Below are 18,928 nucleotides of genomic sequence, written 5' to 3'. Positions count from 1 at the left end.
GGGAAGGTTATCGTTGAATGGGCTCTGGTGCAATTGATACGCATGAAGGAGGGGGCTGAAGCATGAATGGGCAAATATTCTGTAAATTCACTCACTTTCATGCTGACCGATCATATAATTTCTCTACAGACATCTCCAGAGCGTCTAAGGATTTGCCCCAAAATAACTTCCCGATTTTCATCCGGATTCCGTTCACCCTGAGCTTGTCGAAGGGTTATGGCATTGGGCTTCGACAAGCTCAGCCCGAACGGATTTTGAGCAGATTTGAATAAGGAAGTTATTTTGGGACTATTCCTAAGCTAGGTCGGTTCCGGTGATGAATCAGTTTGTCAGGCAAACTGAGAATATGAAATTGCCTTCATAGCTCACTGACGAACAAAGGTTCTAACAACAAACTTCCTTCCCTACAGGCAGGTATGATCATGTACAAGCTTAAACAGTTGCTGATTGTGATTATTGCAGTTGCAGTGACTGGCTGCTCAAGCCAGAGACTCGACTGGGACTATAACAATACCCCTGCTGCTACCCAGTCCATGAAAGACTGGAAAACTTATGCCTGGCTTAACAAACCAGGAGAGAATAATAAGGTTGAGGGGTATCACATTGATGGTTTGATGGATATGCGAATCCGGGCTGCCATTACTCGTGACCTTCAGGCCAGGGGGTATCGTGAGGTGACTGCCGGTGATCATCCGGACTTTCTGGTTAACTATCTGACCACGACCCGAACACGCAGGGAGCTGGATCAAATCACTACGTCCATGGGCTATGGTTGGGGTGCCTGGGGAATGGGTGCTACCACAGAAACCAGGGTGAGAGACTATCAGGAAGGCTCACTTATTATCGATGTTGTGAATCCAAAAAATCATGAGTTGGAATGGCGTGGGCGTTCGACTTCCAGGGTTGTCCGTAGTGCTACACCTGAAGACAGAACAGAAAAAGTGAATACGGCGGTTAAGGGAATACTGGATGGCTTTCCTCCCGGCCACAAGAACTGATACTCTACTCTGAGCAGAAATGAGTCCGGCAAGTTCGCTAATGCGCTTTGATCAGGTTAGAAGTGCTGAACCTTCCGGGCTGGAGCCTGAATGAAATACCTTTCACTCAGGCTCTTTTCAAAATCAGGGATTCGTTATGTCAGGTTCACGGTTGTCCAGTACTTCACCGATTCAATTGGTTCAATGGTTCCGGGCCTTTTTCCTGTCTGTCTCTGAAACTTTTTTCAAACACCGCTGCCTCGATAATGCTGCTGCTCTAACCTACACCACACTGTTTGCAGTCGTGCCTATGATGACAGTTACCTACAGTATGCTGTCGGCTATTCCCTCTTTTCAGGGCGTAGGAGAAACTGTCCAGAGTTTTATCTTCAGTCATTTTGTTCCGACAGCAGGGGAGCAAATTCAGTCTTATCTTTCCAGCTTTTCACAGCAGGCTCGCAAGCTGACGGGGGTTGGTGTCGCTTTTTTGGTCGTGACAGCTTTCATGATGCTCAGGACTATTGATCGAGCGATTAATCAGATCTGGCAGGTCGATAGAGTTCGCAGAGGAATTACTGGCTTTCTGCTTTACTGGGCGATTCTCAGTATGGGGCCATTCTTGATCGGTGTTGGCTTTGTACTGACATCTTATCTGGCGTCTCTAAAGCTTATTGCAGATACCACGGCCTATCTGGGGGTTGATCAGTGGCTGTTGCGGCTCACTCCCATGTTGTTAAGCAGTATTGTATTCACCTTACTTTATCTGGCAGTGCCCAACCGACGGGTTCCTTTTCGTCATGCTTTCTCTGGAGCGTTGGTAGTCGCTTTTTTGCTGGAGCTGGCTAAGGCTGGCTTTGCTCTCTTTATTACGCTGTCACCGTCGTATCATTTGATTTATGGTGCATTTGCCGCTGTGCCCCTGTTTTTATTGTGGATTTATCTAAGCTGGATACTGGTTCTCTTTGGTGCTGTGCTGGTAAGGAGTTTTGCTCTCTCGAATCAGACTCGTAATGAGGCCCTACCTCATTTGCCTGGCATGCTGGTGGTACTCAATGGCTTTAATGAACAGTTCCAAAAAGGGATGAGTTTAAAGCTAAAACAGTTGCATCTGGATGGCTGGAATCTGTCACTGGAAGACTGGGAGCTGTATACCAGTTACCTTCTGGAGCAAGGAATTGTCAGTAAAAATGACCTCGGGGAAATGATTCTGGCCAGAGATCTGAGGCACCTTCAATTCAATACCTTATGCCAGCAGCTGCCCTGGTCTTGTCCGTCGGATCAAGAGCTGGAAGCTGTAGACATTCAGGATAAGCCTGAGTGGTTTGTTCAGTTGCTTGATCGTTTGAAGCAGCTTAATGAGCAACAGCGGTCTGTGCTTGACTGCAATCTCGATCATCTCTTTCTACAATCCTGAAAATTATGACCTCTGTCAAAAGATGGTTTAATAGATGTAACCGGTTACAGAAACCGGTTACATCTGGTCTTCAGTATTGATATTCTCTATCTGCATGTTAATTAAGGTCGGTCATTGTGAGCTTCTGTTGTGGAATCAGTGCTGTTTCATGGTTATTCACAACGCTGTATTGATGCTTTTTGCTCTATCTATTCACCAGGGTCAGGGAAATCACTCATCTGATTTTCCTGTGGAATGAGCGAACATGTCGACTTCACAATGACATCAGAATTCAGAATTCAGAAGTAAAATACGCACGGTGGTGTTATGCAGAATTTAGCAAACAGAATGGAGCAGGCATTAATGCCTCTGGCTGGTAAGCTGGCCAATATCAAGTATCTGATTGCTTTACGTGACGGTATGGTTTACGCCATGCCATTTTTCATAGTGGGCTCTATCCTGCTGCTGTTGCTCAATCTGCCTCTGACTGATCCTGCCAACTTTATGTTCTCCCAGTGGTACACCGATCTGATGGCAGAGTATAAAGGTGATTGGCTGCAGCCATTTTATGCGACACTGGGGATGTCTTGCCTGTTCATCTCCTTTGGTATTGGCTCCAGTCTGGGTAAACAATATGGTTTGCCAGAAATCACCAGTGGCTTCCTGTCTTTATTTGCCTTTCTGCTGGTTGCGGCTCCGGTAACCGGTTGGCCTCCAGCAATTAATGCCAGCTATCTGGACAGCAAGGGTATGTTCACCGCGATTCTGGTGTCCTATCTGGCCATTGAAATTTTTCGTTTCATGCATACTCGTAAACTGACCATTAAGCTGCCAGAACAAGTGCCGCCAGCTATTGCTCGCTCATTTGAGTCTCTGACACCGGTTATCGCCATTATTCTGGTGCTGCAGCCATTGAATATTTTTGTGGCTTCTCTGGGTGACGGTGGAATGTTGATCCCGGAGTTGCTGATGCAACTGTTTATCCCGCTGGTGGGTGCAGCTGATACTTTGCCCGGCTTGTTGCTGATTGTTCTGCTGGTGCACGTTCTGTGGTTCTGTGGTCTTCATGGCACCAACATTGTGGTGGGTGTGATTACTGCGATTATGTTGACTAATCTGCAGGCTAACCAGGCCGCGTTAGAAGCAGGGGAAGTTCTGCCCGCTATCTTTGCCGGTGGTTTTCTGGATAGTTTTGTCTATCTGGGGGGAGCGGGTGCGACATTAGGTCTGGCTATTGCTATGTCTATCAGCAAGAGTGCCCACCTGCGTTCTATTGGTCGTCTGTCGGTAGTACCTGGTCTGTTCAATATTAACGAACCTGTTATCTTCGGTGCACCGGTCATCATGAATCCGATTCTGGGTATTCCTTTTATTGGTATTCCGCTGATTAATGTGACAGTGGCGTATATGGCAACCTCTATGGATCTTGTTGGTCGAGTGGTAGCTTTGGTGCCCTGGACGACACCGGGACCTCTGGCGGCATTCCTGAGTACTAATTTCAGTGTTAGTGCACTGCTGCTCAGCTTGATTCTGGTCGCTTTCTCTACGGTGGCCTACCTGCCATTCCTGAATGTTTACAGTCGTGCACTGGAAGCTCAGGAAGCCGAACAGGCTTCAGCAGCCTGATAACCTGAGCAATCTGTTGTCATTGAAAACCGGTCTCTTGCAGGCCGGTTTTTTTATGAGTAAACACCAGGGGAAAGAATTATTGGCTGTAAGCTGGCAATGAAGTGTTGAGCAAGTAAGGTATATGCCTTAAGTTCTGATAGAAACTCTAAAAATACAATAATAAGAATAATGTCAGGAGTTACTGTGTCTAAACAATATTGGATGATCTACGGAGCGAACGGTTTTACAGGAGAACTGATTGCCCGACAGGCAAAGGCTTTGGGGATGACTCCTGTGCTTGCTGGTAGAAGTGCCAGTAAGGTTGAGTCAGTTGCTGATGATCTGGGATTACCTTCAAGGTGTTTTTCTCTTGATGATCCAGAAGCCACTGAAAGTGCCCTATCCGATATTATTGTCGTTCTTCATTGCGCCGGACCGTTTTCGGCGACGTCCAGACCCATGGTGGATGCCTGCTTGAAAACGGGCACTCATTACCTGGACATCACGGGTGAAATACCTGTTCTTCAGAGTATTCATGATCGAGATCAAGAAGCCAAAACTGCAGGGTGTATGCTTATGCCGGGTGTAGGCTTCGATATTGTTCCAACGGATTGTCTGGCTGCCACCCTTGCTCAGAAGATGCCTGACGCTAAAGGTCTGGAGCTGGCTTTTTGCGGAGAAGGAGGTACCAGTCCTGGTACGGTAAAAACCATGATAGAGATGCTGTCAGACGGTGGTCGTGTACGAAGAGAGGGGGAGATTCAGGAAGTCCCTGCTGCCTATAGAGGGTGTCGCAAAACCTACTACAAGCCGGTAATCTGTATATTCAAGTAGCTTTACCGGCTTCAGCATGACGACAAGAACTCAAATAAAAATTAATACTGCTCCACAGCTCGATATTTTTTCAGGTACAGCCAGTAGTTCTGATCACAAAAAACAGGATGAATCCAAAAGATCAGCCAACAAAACAGGCAAACGACGTTTTGTTGCTCCTGACCCCAACGCAATCACTCTTGGCAACACTAACCTGAAAGAGCACCTTGAACTAACCGGTCAAAAAACACCTTTTACCGTTGCATCCCTTCTTGATGAACAGGACTGGTCTGATTTTGAGCAAAGGTATGCATTAGAAGGACGTCCTCCTTATTCACCCCGTAATATGATGGGTTTGATTCTCTATGGCATTATGCAAGGCATTACCTCGTTGAGAACTCTGGAACGATTAGCCCGTGTCGATCTTGGCTGTATGTGGGTTACCGGAGGGATTTTTCCAGACCATGCCATTATTGGTCGCTTCATCAATATGCACAGCGAGTCCATGACCGGTGCTTTCTTTGAAAGCCTGACACGAGCCGTTCTCAAAAAAACAGACTCCGATGGAAGTTGTCTGGCTGGTGATGGGACCGTTATAGAAGCCGCTTGCTCAAATTACAACCTGATGAAGCAGGAAGCTGCGCAACAGGTGCATGAAGCAGCACAAACGCAAGCTGACAACCATCCAGATTGCCCTGAAAGCCAAAAGAATCTGGAGATGGCCAGCAGTGCTCTCGAAGCAGTCGTTGAACGCAACGCGAAGCGAAAGAAGAACGGTAAGTCAGAAAGTGCTGTCGTAAGCCCTACAGAGCCTGAAGCTGTTGTCCAAAAGATGAAACGGGGGCGAGGGTACACAACGAGTTACAAGCCATCCGTATTAGCTAATAACAAGCGGGTGGTACTGGCTCAGGCTGTAGACCCTACCAATGAAACTACTGTCGTAAATCCAATGCTTGATCAGTCAATGCAGATCACGGGTAAACCAGTCGATGAAATGCTATTGGATGCTGGTTATTTTAATGATGAAGTCATTGCAACCAGTCTGGAGCACGATATCAGCCTGCTATGCCCTGAGGGTAAAGAACCAGGCAAACCCAAAGAATCCAAAAAGTTCCAGAAGGGACATTTTTATTACGATGAAACCAATGACGTTTATCGTTGCCCTGCAGGAAAAGAGTTGACTCCCATTGGTAAGATAAAAGGGAGCGCTCGCACAAAGGAGCAGAAGATATATGGCAATGGGCCTTGCGAAGGCTGCCTTCTCAAAGATAAATGCACGAGCAATAAGAAGGGGCGGCGCATAAAGCGCTATGCAATGGATGATGCTAAAGATGCACTGAGGCAGGTTATGCAGCATCCGAAAGCCAAAAAGTCTTTCAGCAAAAGGAAGGCGATGGTTGAACCTGTGTTTGCCTATTTACGGGATGTACAGGGATTAAACCGCTTCCGTCGCAAGGGGCTGGAAAAGGTTAAACTGGAATTTGGTTTGCACTTGCTGGCTTACAACCTGAGTAGGGCTGTAAAGGCCAATATTTACGCTATTTTATGGTACAACTGGCTTCTCTGGGCGTTGTTTGAGAAGTGTCACCCATTTATAGAAAAAATGGACAGCTGGGAAAGAGTCCCAATGAAGTGTCATTCTACACCGAGCAAAGCGCCTCACTGGGTTTGAATTTTGGCTTTTAAGACACCCTCTATAAGCGGAAAATAATTCGTTTCTCTGACCGTGAGCTCTGGTCTATGACTGTACCCTGGGGGGATGTCTGTACCGCCTGGTATTCTACCGGAATTGATAACATTGAGGTCTATACGGCAGCGCCAAGACCCGCGGCTTTGATGAGTAGGTTTTTGAGTCCGCTGATGAAGGTTTTGAATTATAAGCCTCTACAGGAATGGCTGAAGAGTAAGGCTGAAAAAATAGAAGGGCCTGCTCAAGATGTGAGAGACAGTGGATGTATGCATGTCTGGGGAAAGGTTTATCATGAGGATGGCCGTTCTGTGGAAGCCTGGCTCGATGTTGCTGAAGGCTATCAGTTTACTGCTCATGCATCTTTAAATATTGTTGAAAAGATACTTTCAGGACGTTTCAAACCCGGGGCGCAAACACCATCCATGGCGTTTGGGGCAGATTTCGTATGCGACTTACCTGGGTCGCGCTTGGAGTTTGTTCAGGCGCTTTGAAAGAGAGCGCCAGTTTGAGCGGCTTGCAGTGTTACTGGTAGTATATCATTTTTATTTTTTCTACCTTGCTATCGTCGTTCAATCTGAATTTTGCATCAGCAAAACTTGGCAGATCGTTTCGTCCTGAATTTTGAGAATATGCGTAACCTTCTGTTGGGATCATGCCTTTTGAATCCAGGTCCATATTTTTGTTTTCGTCATGGAAAACGAATACGGCATAGTCTCCTTTGGGGAGATTAAAAGACTGTTCAACACCTGTGGCTTCTGGCTTGATCTCAAACTGGATGGCTGCCTGTTCATAATCTGCGGTTTCAAAGACATCTTTATTATCAAATATTGCTCCGTAAATAATGCCTTTATTGTTTCTGATGTTAGTGATGATAAGTTTGAGCTGCCCATCTCCTTCAAGTGTCTGAGCTGCTTCGGTATTGTGTTCAGAACTGTTGTCGGACACGGAGTACATAAAACCTGTTCCAGTCAGTACAGCCAGAGCTACAAATGCTACTGCCATTAGTGCCATACGCATATCAGTGAATCCTCGAGTTTAGATTTTATGGATTTCAAACCGCTTCCTTAATGGATTTTTGAGTGGCTTGAGATTTAGCTGTCTGCTCTTCCTGTGGTTTTTGAAAACGGTAGTAACGCCAGGTAGGACTTTTAAAAATGATGCCATAGATGTCTGAAAAGTTTCTGGCCTGGGTTAGATCTTTAGCCATTCGGTAGTAACCATGGAAGAAAACAGATATCGGATTCGATGTGTTGACTGGAATGGTCAGTCCGTAGTTCGGGCGAGTATCTTCTTCCCGGAATGACCCAAACATTTTGTCCCAGATGATCAGGACGCTGCCGTAGTTTTTATCCAGGTATTTCCAGTCGGAGCCATGATGCACTCTGTGATGAGAGGGAGTGTTGAACACTTTTTCAATAGGACCCAGTTTTGGGCAGCGCTCTGTATGAAGCAGTGTCTGATAAAACTGATGAAGGTTTTCGCACACCAGGACAATGGCCGGATGAAAACCCAATAGTACCAGGGGTAAATGAAATGCAGCTGATACCAGCCCATCCAGAGGTCCAAAGCGGTATGCGACAGCAATGTTCATATAGGGTGAGCTGTGATGAACAGAGTGAGTGGCCCAGAGGAAGTTTACCCGGTGGGCTGCGCGGTGATGCCAGTAGTATGCAAAGTCGGCCAGTAAGAAACAGGCAGCAAATGACAGTAGGCTGGGTTCAAACTGGAATAGCGCATACTCTGATGCAGCATAAAAGCCGGTGAGAATGAAACCGAAATAGAGAACGCCTGCTCCCAAATAAGCAAAAAAGGAAACAATGCTGGATAAGATGTCAGACAGCTCTCGTGTTTCTAAACAGCGTTTTGCCAGTTTCCAGGCCAGCTCATAAGTCATCAACAATGCTGATGCAATCAATATAAAGATACTGACGATGTATTCAGAATACTCTGCCCACTCTATGACTGAAAAATCCATGTGAATGCCTCACTGCTGTTTTGGGTATTAATTCTTTATTGTATCTAATGATTCAAAAATGTATCAAAATAGAGCTGGGTAATGCAAGCTGATATTTGTATTCAGGAAAGCGATGGCAGGTGAGTCGTTCTTTCTGGATTTTTGGCCGACCTGTCTATTCTCGGGGACTCTTCGGCGACTTTATTAATCATTCCAGCTAGAATCAGATCAACCTTGATGCAGGAACTGATAGCAATGCGACTACTTTTCTTCCGACTATTTCCTCTGGTTTGGGTGACTTTTTTTTTAATGGCTTGTTCTAAGCCTGATTGGAGTGACACCCAGGGAAAAGGTGTTTTTCTTAAAGATACTAATGGGCAGTGGACTGTTATAAATATTTGGGCTCAATGGTGTGACCCTTGCCGGGAAGAGATTCCAGAGCTGAATGCATTGGCAAGTGCCGGAAGCATCAGGGTATTAGGGTATGACTTTGATAACAGTCAAGGTGAGGCTCTCGTCAATAAGGCTAAAAAGCTGGGTATTGAATTTCCGGTCATCACCGAAAGCCCTCTGGTGCTTCTGGAGGCTAAAACGCCGCAAGTGTTACCCGCGACAATGATTGTTAATCCTGATGGAAAGCTGATAGAAATATTATATGGTCCTCAGACTCTAGATAGCCTGAAGAAAAAGGTTCAGGCTTTAAAGGATAAGGTGGGTGCAAATGGCTAACCAATGCAGGCGGGCACTGATTGAGGGGAGAGTTCAGGGAGTCTGGTATCGTGGCTCAACCCAGCAGGAAGCCAGAAAGTTAGGGGTTACGGGTTGGGCAAAAAATCTGCCAGATGGAAGAGTAGAGGTCTTGATGTGTGGTGAGGGCAGCGCTTTGGATAAACTGGAGGCCTGGCTTCATAAAGGCCCTCCCATGGCGCGAGTCATTGGTGTGAGTGTTTCCTCTGAGCCCGAGCAAGAGTTTTCTGAGTTTTCTACTGGCTGATACTCGTTGCACATGCTCATTACGGTAGTTAGAAAATATGATGGGTATAATCTCTTCCCCTGATACAAAGAGTATTCTCTGAACTCTGGATTCAAAGTCGATCTGGTCGAAATAAATTTCAAGATGAATGATATTGCGTCCAGATCGGGTGATGACATGGCGAGTCCAGAGGAATTGAGAAGCCTGTTTGAGCAGGGAAAGAATGTTTCGGCTTATTTAAGGAAGCTGGAAGGCTTAACGGAGAATAATTCCGAAATTATTGAGCAGTCTTATGATCTGCAGTCGGGCAGTTACTCGTCAGCGATGGATAATCAAGCCACGCAACAACACAAGAAAGAGTATACTGCTGAAATTGTCAGTGTCATTCGATCGTTGTGCCATCCCAAGAGTGTTATGGAGGCCGGAGTAGGAGAGGCTTCTACCTTTTCAGGAGTGATTGCAGGTCTTGGTAATGAGCCGGACTATTATGGTTTTGATCTGTGCTGGTCGAGAGTGGCCTATGCCAGAAAGTGGCTTCACTCAAATAAGCAGGAAAGTGTCAGGCTTTGTACGGGTGACCTGTTTCAGATTCCTTTAGCTGACGATACTGTTGATGTTGTTTATACCTCCCACTCTATAGAGCCTAATGGTGGTAAAGAAATTCCTCTGTTGGAAGAGCTTTATCGCGTAGCAAAAAAGTATTTGATACTGATTGAGCCGGGTTATGAGCTGGCTTCTTCTAAAGCAAGAAAAAGAATGGAACAACATGGCTACTGCAGAAGTCTGGTGGGTTTCTCTGAAGGTTTAGGGTATGAAGTGCTTGATCATCGACTGATGAATTCTGTAGCAAACCCCCTGAATCCCTCTGCCATCATTATTATCAGAAAAAAAGAGAAGAAGAGCCCGTCTGAATTAACCTGGGTGTGTCCAAAGTACAGGACTGTTCTTAGGGAAAAGGATAATGTTCTTTTCAGCGAGCATTCACCTCTGGTCTATCCCGTTATTGCTGGTGTTCCATGTCTGAGAGAAGAGCATGGTATTCTGGCTGGGAAGTTTCAGGAAATAATGAACCTCTAATCATTGCGCCAGTGGCGATCCCAGTTTTTATACACTCGCTCAGGGTACCATGTTTTGCCAAGGCTTCCGTTGTAGCGAGCCAGCGCACGGGTCAGGTTACCTTTTTCCTTTTCCAGGTAATAACTGAGAATATGGCTGCCGTATTTCAGGTTGGTTTCGATGTCTGTCAGGTTGTCCTGAGGTCGCCCAATCACGTCTTTCCAGAAGGGCATCACCTGCATCAAGCCTTGAGCTCCGGCTGAAGATACAGCAAACCGGTCAAAGGCTGATTCTGTTTGAATCAAGGCTAGTACCAGTTCAGGAGAGAGTTTAGCGTCGGTTGCTTTTTTGTGGATGTTCTTGAGCAGCTCCAGACGTTGGCGCTGGCCCTGATGTTTCATGAACGGCTTCAGCCGGCTGGACATGTCGACCAGCCAGACTTCAGCTTCAAAGCGATCGGAGAAGCTCTCAGTGCTACTCAGAGCTTCTTCCAGATAGATTCTTAGCCCTTCATCTAACTTCTGCTGACTCCAGCTAGAAGCTGGAGAAAGCAGTAGAGTGAGAGCCAAGCCTGTAATCAGGCTGTATTTATTATAAAACGACGGCCGTTTATTAAATACTTCAGGCCAGACGTTCTTTAAGAAAGTCCGATATTTCACTGAGTGCCACGTCTTCGCGATCTGCTGCCCTGCGGTATTTGTATTCTACCTGACCGTTCGCCAGTCCCCTATCACTCAGAACTACCCGATGTGGAATACCAATCAGTTCCATGTCGGCAAACTTGACGCCCGGGCTGGCTTTACGATCATCCAGCAGAACATCGTAACCTGCTTCGGTCAGTTCCTTATAAAGACTTTCGGCGGCTTCACGAACAGCTTCAGATTTCTCAATCTTAAGGCCGACAATGGCTACCTGGAAAGGCGCAATGCTTTCGGGCCAGATAATGCCACGGTCATCATGGTTCTGCTCAATCGCAGCAGCGACTACGCGAGAAACTCCCAGACCATAGCAGCCCATGGCCATGGTTACGGCTTTACCGTTCTCATCCAGAACTTTGGCATTCATGGATTCAGAGTATTTTGTGCCCAGCTGAAATATGTGCCCGACTTCGATGCCGCGTTTGATCTCCAGTGTGCCTTTGCCGCATGGGCTTGGGTCACCTTCAACAATGTTTCTCAGGTCGGCAATACTGTTGAAAGAGGCGTCTCTCTCCCAGTTAATGCCAAAGTGATGCTTGTTATCAATATTGGCGCCAGCGCCAAAATCAGACATGGCAGCCACTGTGCGGTCAACGATGCATGGAATCTTGATGCCCACAGGACCCAGAGAACCCGGGCCAGCACCCATTACGGCTTTGATCTCTTCTTCCGTAGCAAAGCGCAGAGGGGCGGCAACTTCTGGCAGTTTTTCTGCCTTGAGTTCATTCAGTTCATGATCACCCCTTACCATCAGAGCTACAAGGTCGGCTTCAGCGTCTTCATCTGCTGCAACAATCAGGGTTTTGACTGTCTTTTCTACAGGCAGTTCAAACTGTTCCACCAGTGCTGCGATGGTTTTTGCCTCTGGGGTATCCACCAGACGCATGTCTTCAGAGGGGGCTGCTCTTTCGTGAGCAGGTGCCAGGGCTTCGGCTTTTTCTATATTGGCCGCGTATTCACTCTGGTCGCTGAATACGATGGCGTCTTCTCCAGACTCTGCCAGAACATGGATTTCGTGTGAAGCACTGCCGCCGATGGAGCCGGTGTCGGCCTCCACTGCTCTGAAGTTCAGGCCTAAGCGGGTAAAGATACGATTGTAGGTGTCGTGCATATTGGCGTATTCACGACTCAGGCACTCTTCATTAGTATGAAATGAATAGGCATCTTTCATAATGAATTCACGACCCCGCATCAAGCCAAAGCGGGGGCGAATTTCATCACGGAACTTGGCCTGAATCTGGTACAGGTTCATGGGCAGCTGTTTGTAGCTGCTAATAGTGTCACGAACCATGTCGGTGATGACTTCTTCGTGAGTTGGCCCTATGACAAAGTCACGCTGGTGGCGATCTTTGAATCTGAGCAGCTCGGGGCCAAACTGATCCCAGCGACCGGTTTCCTGCCAGAGCTCAGCGGGTTGCACGGCCGGTAACAGAACTTCCTGTGCGCCGGAGCGGTTCATCTCTTGACGAACAATGTTCTCAACCTTCTGAAGAACGCGCAAACCCATGGGCATCCAGCTGTATAGACCTGAAGCCAGTTTACGGATCATGCCTGCTCGCAGCATCAGCTGATGGCTGATGACTACGGCATCAGAAGGTGTTTCCTTGAGGGTAGAGATCAAGGATTGACTAGTACGCATGTGCTCAGTTATCCGATTATCAAAACGCAAAGCGGCATTTTACTACGGTTGAGCAGAGACGTCATGGCGAAAAAAGAGCGAGCGAGAAGCCGGTGAGCGCTGTTTGTTTAATTCGTAAGCATTAGAAAACGAATATCCCAGTGTTTCAGCAGTCTTCGGCCTGATTCGAGCGGCTTTATGAATTTTTCGGGCTTGTGCGAATCACAGTCGAATTTCATCTGCAGGTTAGCTATAGTGCTGCCAATTAATACGGGTAACTCGGCTAAATCGGAGTAAATTATGAGCGAATTTCAGCTGGATAACAGACTGGATAAGGATTGCTTTGTCATGGGGGATTTACCCCTTTGCCGAGTTTTGCTGATGAATGACAGCCAGTATCCCTGGTTTATTCTGGTGCCCAGAGTGGCAGGGGTCTATGAAACCTTTCACCTGGATGAGGAGCAGCAGTTGCAACTGGCCTGTGAGTCATCATTAACTGCAGCGATTCTGAATGATGTCTTTGAGGCTGATAAAATGAATGTCGCTGCTTTGGGTAATGTTGTTAAGCAGCTCCATATCCATCATATTGTGCGTTATGAAAATGACGCTGCCTGGCCTGATCCGGTTTGGGGTCGTTTGCCGGCAAAAGCTTATGACAAAGATCAGGTCAGTGAAATCAAGAAAAAGCTGGAATCACTGTTCAGTTGTTTTGAATGAGTGGGGTATATGAGATGAATGAAGAACTGATTGAGCTGCAAACCCAAATGAGCTTCCAGGAAGATACGGTAGCCCAGCTTAATGATGTAGTGACTCGTCAGCAGCAGGAAATAGATCAGCTGAAGCAGGAAATACTTCAGCTGAAAAAGCAGTTGGTGTCGATAAGTAGTTCTCAACTGGAAGAACAGGGAGACGACAATACGCCTCCTCCCCATTATTGATCAGAAATATCGCCAGGAGCCTGCTGGACTTAAGACAATTTCATGCTCGAAAGCTTAAGTCCGACAGGCTTCTGGAGCGAGGCGACTAAGCCCCGTTCAGAAAACCCCGAGCCTTAGTGGCCTCTTGGCGCAGCAATAACGTCTTCTGCCTGTAAGCCTTTGTCTTTCTCCATGACGATAAATTCAACCCGTTGTCCTTCAGACAGTGTGCGGTGACCTTCGCCTCGAATAGCACGATAGTGAACGAAGACATCTTCACCGATATCCCGGGTAATGAATCCAAAGCCTTTTGAAACGTTGAACCACTTAACGGTGCCTGTTTCCCTGTCGGAATCAATTACTTCAACGGGTAAAGGAGTCGGGTTGAGCGACTTTATGTTGATAGCAACATGCAGCAGAACACCCGCTACCAGAAGCAGGGAAGACAGCTGTCCTGGCTCAAAGCCGATATCAAGTGGCTGATGAGAGAACATCACCCAGGCACTGAGGGCGGTTGCTACTATCAGCATCACGGAAGCCAATGTCTGAATGTAGGACTTCTTGCAGCGATAGACTGTCAGGTAGCAGCCAAGACTTAAGTGGATCAGAGCTGCGGTCAGCAACAGCATGGTTGCAGAAGCAATGGCCAGAGCGCCACCGAGCAGCACATTGAGGATGGACCCTTCCACAATTAATGCTGCCAGTGAAAGGATGCCAAGGATCATGTGGATAAATTTCAGATGTTTCAAGTACTGAGTCCTTTTGGTTGTTATGAGTGTGACTGAAAAATACAAGGGTTCAGGGCGTGCTTCCGATTAATCGTAGCGTTCACTTCATGACTAATTGAGTGCGCGGCCTAAGGCATTACTGCATAAAAAAGTGCCTTACCTTGGAAAAACATCAAAAAGCTTTCTATTGCCTGCTTATAGCGAAGTGACTGTCTCCCGAGATAATGGGAATGCTGCGAAACCGTTACGACAGTCATTTCCGAGTACTTAAAGCAGAACAATAAAAAACCACAGCGTAACACTGCTATAAGGATTAATGTAACGCCATTGAGCTTCTATCTCAAACTCTTTCTATACGCCGTATATAAAGGCCTGTAGCAATGCTTAAAGGTGTAAAAAAAGACTACCACTGTAAAAAATCACTTGTTATAGTGATTTCAGATGTTTCAAAAGTCTGTTTTTACAGATTCTCTGAGGTCAGGGAAGTTTAATGTCCGATGTTTGTGGGCTCGCCTCGTGAAACATTGAATCAGCCTGGTGAAGTGGCAGATCACAATCCGCTGGTGCGGAAAGTAATTGACAGGGAAAACCATCAGGAGAGTAAAAGTATGGCAGCGAAGAAAGCCGCAGCTATCAAGGATAAGTACAGTAAAACCCAGATTCTTGCTGATATTTCAGAAAGTACCGGTTTGAGTCGAAAAGAAGTGGGCGCTGTACTGGAAGAGTTGGGGATACTGGTTGAGCGTCATATCAAAAAGCGGGGTTGTGGAGAGTTCACTCTTCCGGGATTGCTCAAGATCGTGACCAGGAAAAAACCAGCTCAGAAAGCCAAGAAAGGCGTACCTAATCCATTCAAGCCAGGTGAGTTGATGGATGTGCCCGCAAAGCCGGCCAGTATACAGGTCAAGGTTCGTCCTTTGAAAAAACTGAAGGAATACGCCACTTCCTGATAAAGGTAGCGGTTTATTTCTGGTTTTTTCCAGATCCATCAAGGGAGGCATAGGGCCTCCCTTTTTTGTGGCTGAAAGAAAGTCATTTAATGGGGTGATCTATTTTAGAGGGGGTCGGTTTGGCGCTTTCCATCCGTCATAAAAAAAAACCTGCACAGGCAGGGGCTCTTGAAGCTGCATCGTCTGACGGTTAAATCAGAATACAGCGATGTTGTACTTCAGGATGATGCGAGTGTCAGTCCTGACAACATCTTTTACGCCACTGGTATTAGAGTCAACAGTATTTTTGGCATATCTCAGGCGAGCTGATAAAGGTAGCGGTTTATTTCTGGTTTTTTCCAGATCCATCAAGGGAGGCGTAGGGCCTCCCTTTTTTGTGGCTGAAAGAAAGTCATTTAATGGGGTGATCTATTTTAGAGGGGGTCGGTTTGGCGCTTTCCATCCGTCATAAAAAAACCCCTGCACAGGCAGGGGCTCTTGAAGCTACATCGTCTGACGGTTAAATCAGAATACAGCGATGTTGTACTTCAGGATGATGCGAGTGTCAGTCTTAACAACATCTTTTACGCCACTGGTATCAGAGTCAACAGTATTCTTGGCATATCTCAGGCGAGCGCTCAGACCTTCAACCTGAGGAATGGCATAGTTGATGTCCAGGTTGTATTCAGTCTCGTCTTGAGGCTTGGTTTCACCCATGACGTAAATACCTTTAACGGTTAGGCCGTCTACAATGCCTTCAAAATCATAACCAGCTGTGAAGCCCCAAGCTTTTTGACCACTGCTATTGAAATCAGAGATTTGAATAGAGTTGTAGCCGAAGTAGCCGGTGTCATCATCTTCACTATTCCAGCCAATCAGATAGCTGTCATAGTCGTTGCTTTTAACTTTTGTATAAGCAACACCAAAAGAGGCTTTGTCAACATTGGCTTCAGCTTTAAGGCCGTATGAAGTTTGTTTGGTGTCAAGATTGGCCAGCTTTGCAGCTCTTTCGAGAAGGCCGTCAAGTTGTACTTGGCCATACTGAGCTGCAAAGCCCAGACCAACTCCGTTGTAGGTAGTAGAGAATGTGGCTTCAGTTAAATACTTTTGAGCAATTTCGTTTTGGGTGGCGTAAGCGGCATTCACCTCTACACCATTTCCAAAATCATATGAACCACCGAGTGTTTTAACTGCTTCTTCATCTACTTTGGCGTTGGAATCTACGCCAATATAGTCAGTAAAGGCAGACTCGGTTTTTCCGTTTGCTTTAGTAACCCACGCACCAAATACATTGAGTCCTTCATAGTTCAGGTCAGCATAGAAACCTTCACTCAGGCTAGGCAGCACACGGCTGTCAGAATTGTTGACCAGAGGAGTGTCCAGGAACATACGGCCGTATTTAGCTACACCCATGTCAGCCAAATTGAATTTGATGGCGTAGGCGGTTTTTCCGTAGCTGTGAGACTCACCCTTGCTGTCAACTTTCAGGAGGCCTGGTTTTAGGTCAGCGTGAGAAGCACCCAGTTTTAGAGAGTAATATGCGCTGAAATCCAGACCTACAATGTTTTCAAAGTAGCCGGAGGTGAAGTCGGCACGGATTCCTTGAGCCCATTGGGAAGTGGAACGATCATTTGCTCCATCATCTTGACCTTTGGTCATATGATAGTTACGCAGTTCCAGGTTCAGGCTTGAATCATCCAGGAAGGCATTAGCCTGAGCAGAGGTTGCCATAAAGATGGCAGCACTCAGAGCACTGATCTGTGCGAGTTTCATTATTATTCAGCTCCTTGCTGTATTTAGGTATGTGTTCTTGCCCTGGCTTCATCATCCATGTACTGCTCGGACGGAATGTACAGCGAAACCTCCCCATAGGGCTAAAGGTGATTTTTATACAAACATGAGCAGGATGCAACAGCGTTTACAGAAATATGACATCTTTTGATGCCAGGGCTTGGTGGGTCTGGCATCCATGCCAGAAGAGAATAGTCCGGAAAAACAGCCTTAGAAGACGCTGACTGTGTAGTCGACGAACAGTCGCAAGTCAGTCATGCCTTCATACTCATAGCCTTCTTTGTCCTTATTCTTGATTTTGCTGATCTCTTTATCGGCTTTATGCTGGGCGTAGAGCAGCGTGACACTCAGGCCTTTCAGCTCTTTTTGCTGGAAAGAGTAACCCACAGCAACGTTGTGCTCAGTTTCCTTGTACTTGTCACGGAAATCGGTCATGTTGGTCGCTTCGATATCGGAACCCTGCGTGTAGGTATAACCCATGCTCAGACCCGGTAATCCAAGGTTGTCAAAGCTGTAATGCACGCCAGCTTGCCAAACCTTTTCTCCGTTATAGTTGAAATCAGAAATCTGACGTTTGGTCGAGTAACCCAGGTCATCGTAGTCATGGCCAGACTCATAGGCCAGATGGTAATCAAAATAGCCCAGGCCATCATTCTTCTCGGCTTTGATCTGACTGTAAGAAGCGCTGACGGAAACCATATCGTAGGTCAGTCTGGCGTTCAGGTTGTAGAGGTTGGCATCTTTGTCAAAGCCACCGTAGGTAGTGCCGTCAGACTTCCACTTATCACCATTATCTTTACCTTTGTAAACTTGCCCTTCCAGCTGTAGAGAAGTCTCTTCTGCCAGAAGGAAAGTGTAATTCAGGTTGGCATGGTAAAGCTTGAGATAAGATTCGCTTTCGGCATAGGCCAGATCGGCTCCCAGTCCTGACTCGTGGTCATAAGAACCACCCACGGTGTATAGGTAGTCAATCTTGGTATGGACACCGCTGCGACCATCTTTACCTGGTTTGGCACTGGTGAAGTCTTCCATCCTGTCATGATTGTACAGGGAAACCTGGTCAGTCCAGGCGGCGTAAAGGTCGAAGTCTCCCAGTTTGGCGTCAGCAATAGCGCCCCTGAAGCTGGTGGGCGTCAAACGGTGGTATGTTTTCATCAGAGGTTTTTCGATGGAGATCCAGCCGACATGAGCATAAATATTATGCTGATCATCACCGGCAAACCCTTTGATATTGGCTAGCCCGAGCTTGCCATAGCTGCTTTGGTCTGCCAGATACTCCTGCTTGGTTGCGTCATAAACCGGAGTGTCTTGTTTCAGGATGGTGGTGCCATAACGGTCTTTGTCACCGAGTAGTTTTAGGCCGCCATATAATGAGAAGTCAAAACCGATCCCGGCTTCTGGTGAGCCCAGGTACGCAGATTCAAAGTTGATTTCCAGTCCCTGTCCCCAGGCCAGTTGCTTGTCATGATTCTTGACCGTGCGTTTAGAGCTGTCAGAAAGTGTTTCTATGTAGTCCGACTGCTTAAAGTCCTTGAGCTGACGATCCTGGTAGTAGTTACGCAGCTTAAGAGACAAAGAGCTGTCTTCAAGGCTTTTGGTTTGAGTGGTTTCTACCGGAGCGGCAGAAGCAGCAGAAGCGATAAGAACCGCTGTACTTGTCGCAGTCAAAACGGCAAGTTTCATCGAATAGACTCCTGTACTACCGGGCACTTTTAAAGCTTGAATCTTATGAAAAAAACGGAATTAAACGGTTTTTTCTAAAAAACTAAAGCCGTTTTTATTC

20 protein-coding genes are annotated in these 18,928 nt (G+C 46.7%); 13 read left to right on the top strand and 7 right to left on the bottom strand.

Annotated elements, in window-relative coordinates; genetic code table 11:
• Positions 1-422 precede the first annotated feature (422 nt).
• The 6 genes from GZ78_RS17145 to GZ78_RS17120 all read left to right on the top strand — a co-directional run bounded on the left by GZ78_RS17145 (position 423) and on the right by GZ78_RS17120 (position 6,972).
• Complete coding sequence (locus GZ78_RS17145; RefSeq protein WP_034838759.1) at positions 423-998, top strand: DUF4136 domain-containing protein; 576 nt, start codon at positions 423-425, stop codon at positions 996-998.
• Between the two features lie 136 nt (positions 999-1,134).
• Positions 1,135-2,391 carry a YihY family inner membrane protein gene (locus GZ78_RS17140; RefSeq protein ID WP_051786297.1) on the top strand — a complete coding sequence of 419 codons (1,257 nt, stop codon included), beginning with the start codon at positions 1,135-1,137 and terminating at the stop codon, positions 2,389-2,391.
• Between the two features lie 306 nt (positions 2,392-2,697).
• Entirely contained in the window at positions 2,698-3,996 is a 1,299-nt protein-coding gene (locus GZ78_RS17135; RefSeq protein WP_034838757.1) for a PTS sugar transporter subunit IIC, read from the top strand.
• Positions 3,997-4,182: 186 nt separating this feature from the next.
• A complete protein-coding gene (locus GZ78_RS17130) occupies positions 4,183-4,812 on the top strand; it encodes a saccharopine dehydrogenase family protein (protein ID WP_161787416.1) in 630 nt (209 codons plus the stop codon).
• Positions 4,813-4,828: 16 nt separating this feature from the next.
• On the top strand, positions 4,829-6,463 hold the full coding sequence (locus GZ78_RS17125) for an IS1182 family transposase (RefSeq protein ID WP_051785764.1): 1,635 nt from the start codon (positions 4,829-4,831) through the stop codon (positions 6,461-6,463).
• Between the two features lie 68 nt (positions 6,464-6,531).
• Positions 6,532-6,972 (top strand): saccharopine dehydrogenase family protein, encoded by a 441-nt coding sequence (locus GZ78_RS17120; RefSeq protein ID WP_051786295.1) that lies wholly within the window; start codon positions 6,532-6,534, stop codon positions 6,970-6,972.
• A gap of 31 nt (positions 6,973-7,003) precedes the next feature.
• On the opposite strand, the gene GZ78_RS27645 is transcribed toward GZ78_RS17120, so the two are convergent.
• Both GZ78_RS27645 and GZ78_RS17110 read right to left on the bottom strand, forming a co-directional pair.
• On the bottom strand, positions 7,004-7,498 hold the full coding sequence (locus GZ78_RS27645) for a DUF2141 domain-containing protein (RefSeq protein ID WP_081869913.1): 495 nt from the start codon (positions 7,496-7,498) through the stop codon (positions 7,004-7,006).
• 34 nt (positions 7,499-7,532) lie between these two features.
• Complete coding sequence (locus GZ78_RS17110; protein ID WP_051786293.1) at positions 7,533-8,456, bottom strand: sterol desaturase family protein; 924 nt, start codon at positions 8,454-8,456, stop codon at positions 7,533-7,535.
• A gap of 234 nt (positions 8,457-8,690) precedes the next feature.
• Here GZ78_RS17110 and GZ78_RS17105 point away from each other — a divergent pair, with 234 nt between their 5' ends.
• The 3 genes from GZ78_RS17105 to GZ78_RS17095 all read left to right on the top strand — a co-directional run bounded on the left by GZ78_RS17105 (position 8,691) and on the right by GZ78_RS17095 (position 10,485).
• Entirely contained in the window at positions 8,691-9,164 is a 474-nt protein-coding gene (locus GZ78_RS17105; RefSeq protein ID WP_236631609.1) for a TlpA family protein disulfide reductase, read from the top strand.
• The gene (locus GZ78_RS17100) at positions 9,157-9,429 is read left to right on the top strand and encodes an acylphosphatase (RefSeq protein ID WP_034838754.1); all 273 of its coding nucleotides are present in this window, start codon (positions 9,157-9,159) and stop codon (positions 9,427-9,429) included. Before GZ78_RS17105 ends, GZ78_RS17100 begins: the two co-directional genes overlap by 8 nt.
• A gap of 156 nt (positions 9,430-9,585) precedes the next feature.
• The gene (locus GZ78_RS17095) at positions 9,586-10,485 is read left to right on the top strand and encodes a class I SAM-dependent methyltransferase (protein WP_034839505.1); all 900 of its coding nucleotides are present in this window, start codon (positions 9,586-9,588) and stop codon (positions 10,483-10,485) included.
• Here the strand turns inward: GZ78_RS17095 and GZ78_RS17090 are convergent.
• The gene (locus tag GZ78_RS17090) at positions 10,482-11,033 is read right to left on the bottom strand and encodes a lytic transglycosylase domain-containing protein (RefSeq protein WP_236631608.1); all 552 of its coding nucleotides are present in this window, start codon (positions 11,031-11,033) and stop codon (positions 10,482-10,484) included. The two genes, GZ78_RS17095 and GZ78_RS17090, sit on opposite strands and share 4 nt — an antisense overlap.
• Before the next feature lie 52 nt (positions 11,034-11,085).
• The gene (locus tag GZ78_RS17085) at positions 11,086-12,801 is read right to left on the bottom strand and encodes a proline--tRNA ligase (RefSeq protein ID WP_034838752.1); all 1,716 of its coding nucleotides are present in this window, start codon (positions 12,799-12,801) and stop codon (positions 11,086-11,088) included.
• Between the two features lie 279 nt (positions 12,802-13,080).
• Between GZ78_RS17085 and GZ78_RS17080 the strand changes: the two genes are divergently transcribed.
• Both GZ78_RS17080 and GZ78_RS17075 read left to right on the top strand, forming a co-directional pair.
• The gene (locus tag GZ78_RS17080) at positions 13,081-13,497 is read left to right on the top strand and encodes an HIT domain-containing protein (protein WP_034838750.1); all 417 of its coding nucleotides are present in this window, start codon (positions 13,081-13,083) and stop codon (positions 13,495-13,497) included.
• On the top strand, positions 13,494-13,718 hold the full coding sequence (locus GZ78_RS17075; protein WP_034838747.1) for a SlyX family protein: 225 nt from the start codon (positions 13,494-13,496) through the stop codon (positions 13,716-13,718). The genes GZ78_RS17080 and GZ78_RS17075 overlap by 4 nt, the downstream gene beginning before the upstream one ends.
• 113 nt (positions 13,719-13,831) lie before the next feature.
• Here the strand turns inward: GZ78_RS17075 and GZ78_RS30800 are convergent, their stop codons facing one another.
• Positions 13,832-14,446, bottom strand: a complete 615-nt coding sequence (locus tag GZ78_RS30800; protein ID WP_330217622.1) for a cold-shock protein — start codon at positions 14,444-14,446, stop codon at positions 13,832-13,834.
• Between the two features lie 476 nt (positions 14,447-14,922).
• Here GZ78_RS30800 and GZ78_RS17065 point away from each other — a divergent pair, with 476 nt between their 5' ends.
• A complete protein-coding gene (locus GZ78_RS17065) occupies positions 14,923-15,375 on the top strand; it encodes an HU family DNA-binding protein (RefSeq protein ID WP_236631607.1) in 453 nt (150 codons plus the stop codon).
• Positions 15,376-15,543: 168 nt separating this feature from the next.
• A complete protein-coding gene (locus GZ78_RS30370) occupies positions 15,544-15,684 on the top strand; it encodes a hypothetical protein (RefSeq protein ID WP_236631606.1) in 141 nt (46 codons plus the stop codon).
• 195 nt (positions 15,685-15,879) lie between these two features.
• On the opposite strand, the gene GZ78_RS17060 is transcribed toward GZ78_RS30370, so the two are convergent.
• On the bottom strand, positions 15,880-17,127 hold the full coding sequence (locus GZ78_RS17060) for an OprD family outer membrane porin (RefSeq protein ID WP_034838742.1): 1,248 nt from the start codon (positions 17,125-17,127) through the stop codon (positions 15,880-15,882).
• A gap of 228 nt (positions 17,128-17,355) precedes the next feature.
• On the bottom strand, positions 17,356-18,828 hold the full coding sequence (locus tag GZ78_RS17055; protein ID WP_034838740.1) for an OprD family outer membrane porin: 1,473 nt from the start codon (positions 18,826-18,828) through the stop codon (positions 17,356-17,358).
• Positions 18,829-18,928: the final 100 nt, after the last annotated feature.

Origin of the sequence: Endozoicomonas numazuensis (assembly GCF_000722635.1) — a bacterium.
Lineage (GTDB): Bacteria > Pseudomonadota > Gammaproteobacteria > Pseudomonadales > Endozoicomonadaceae > Endozoicomonas_A > Endozoicomonas_A numazuensis.
This window is presented reverse-complemented; position numbering and strand designations above follow the sequence as displayed.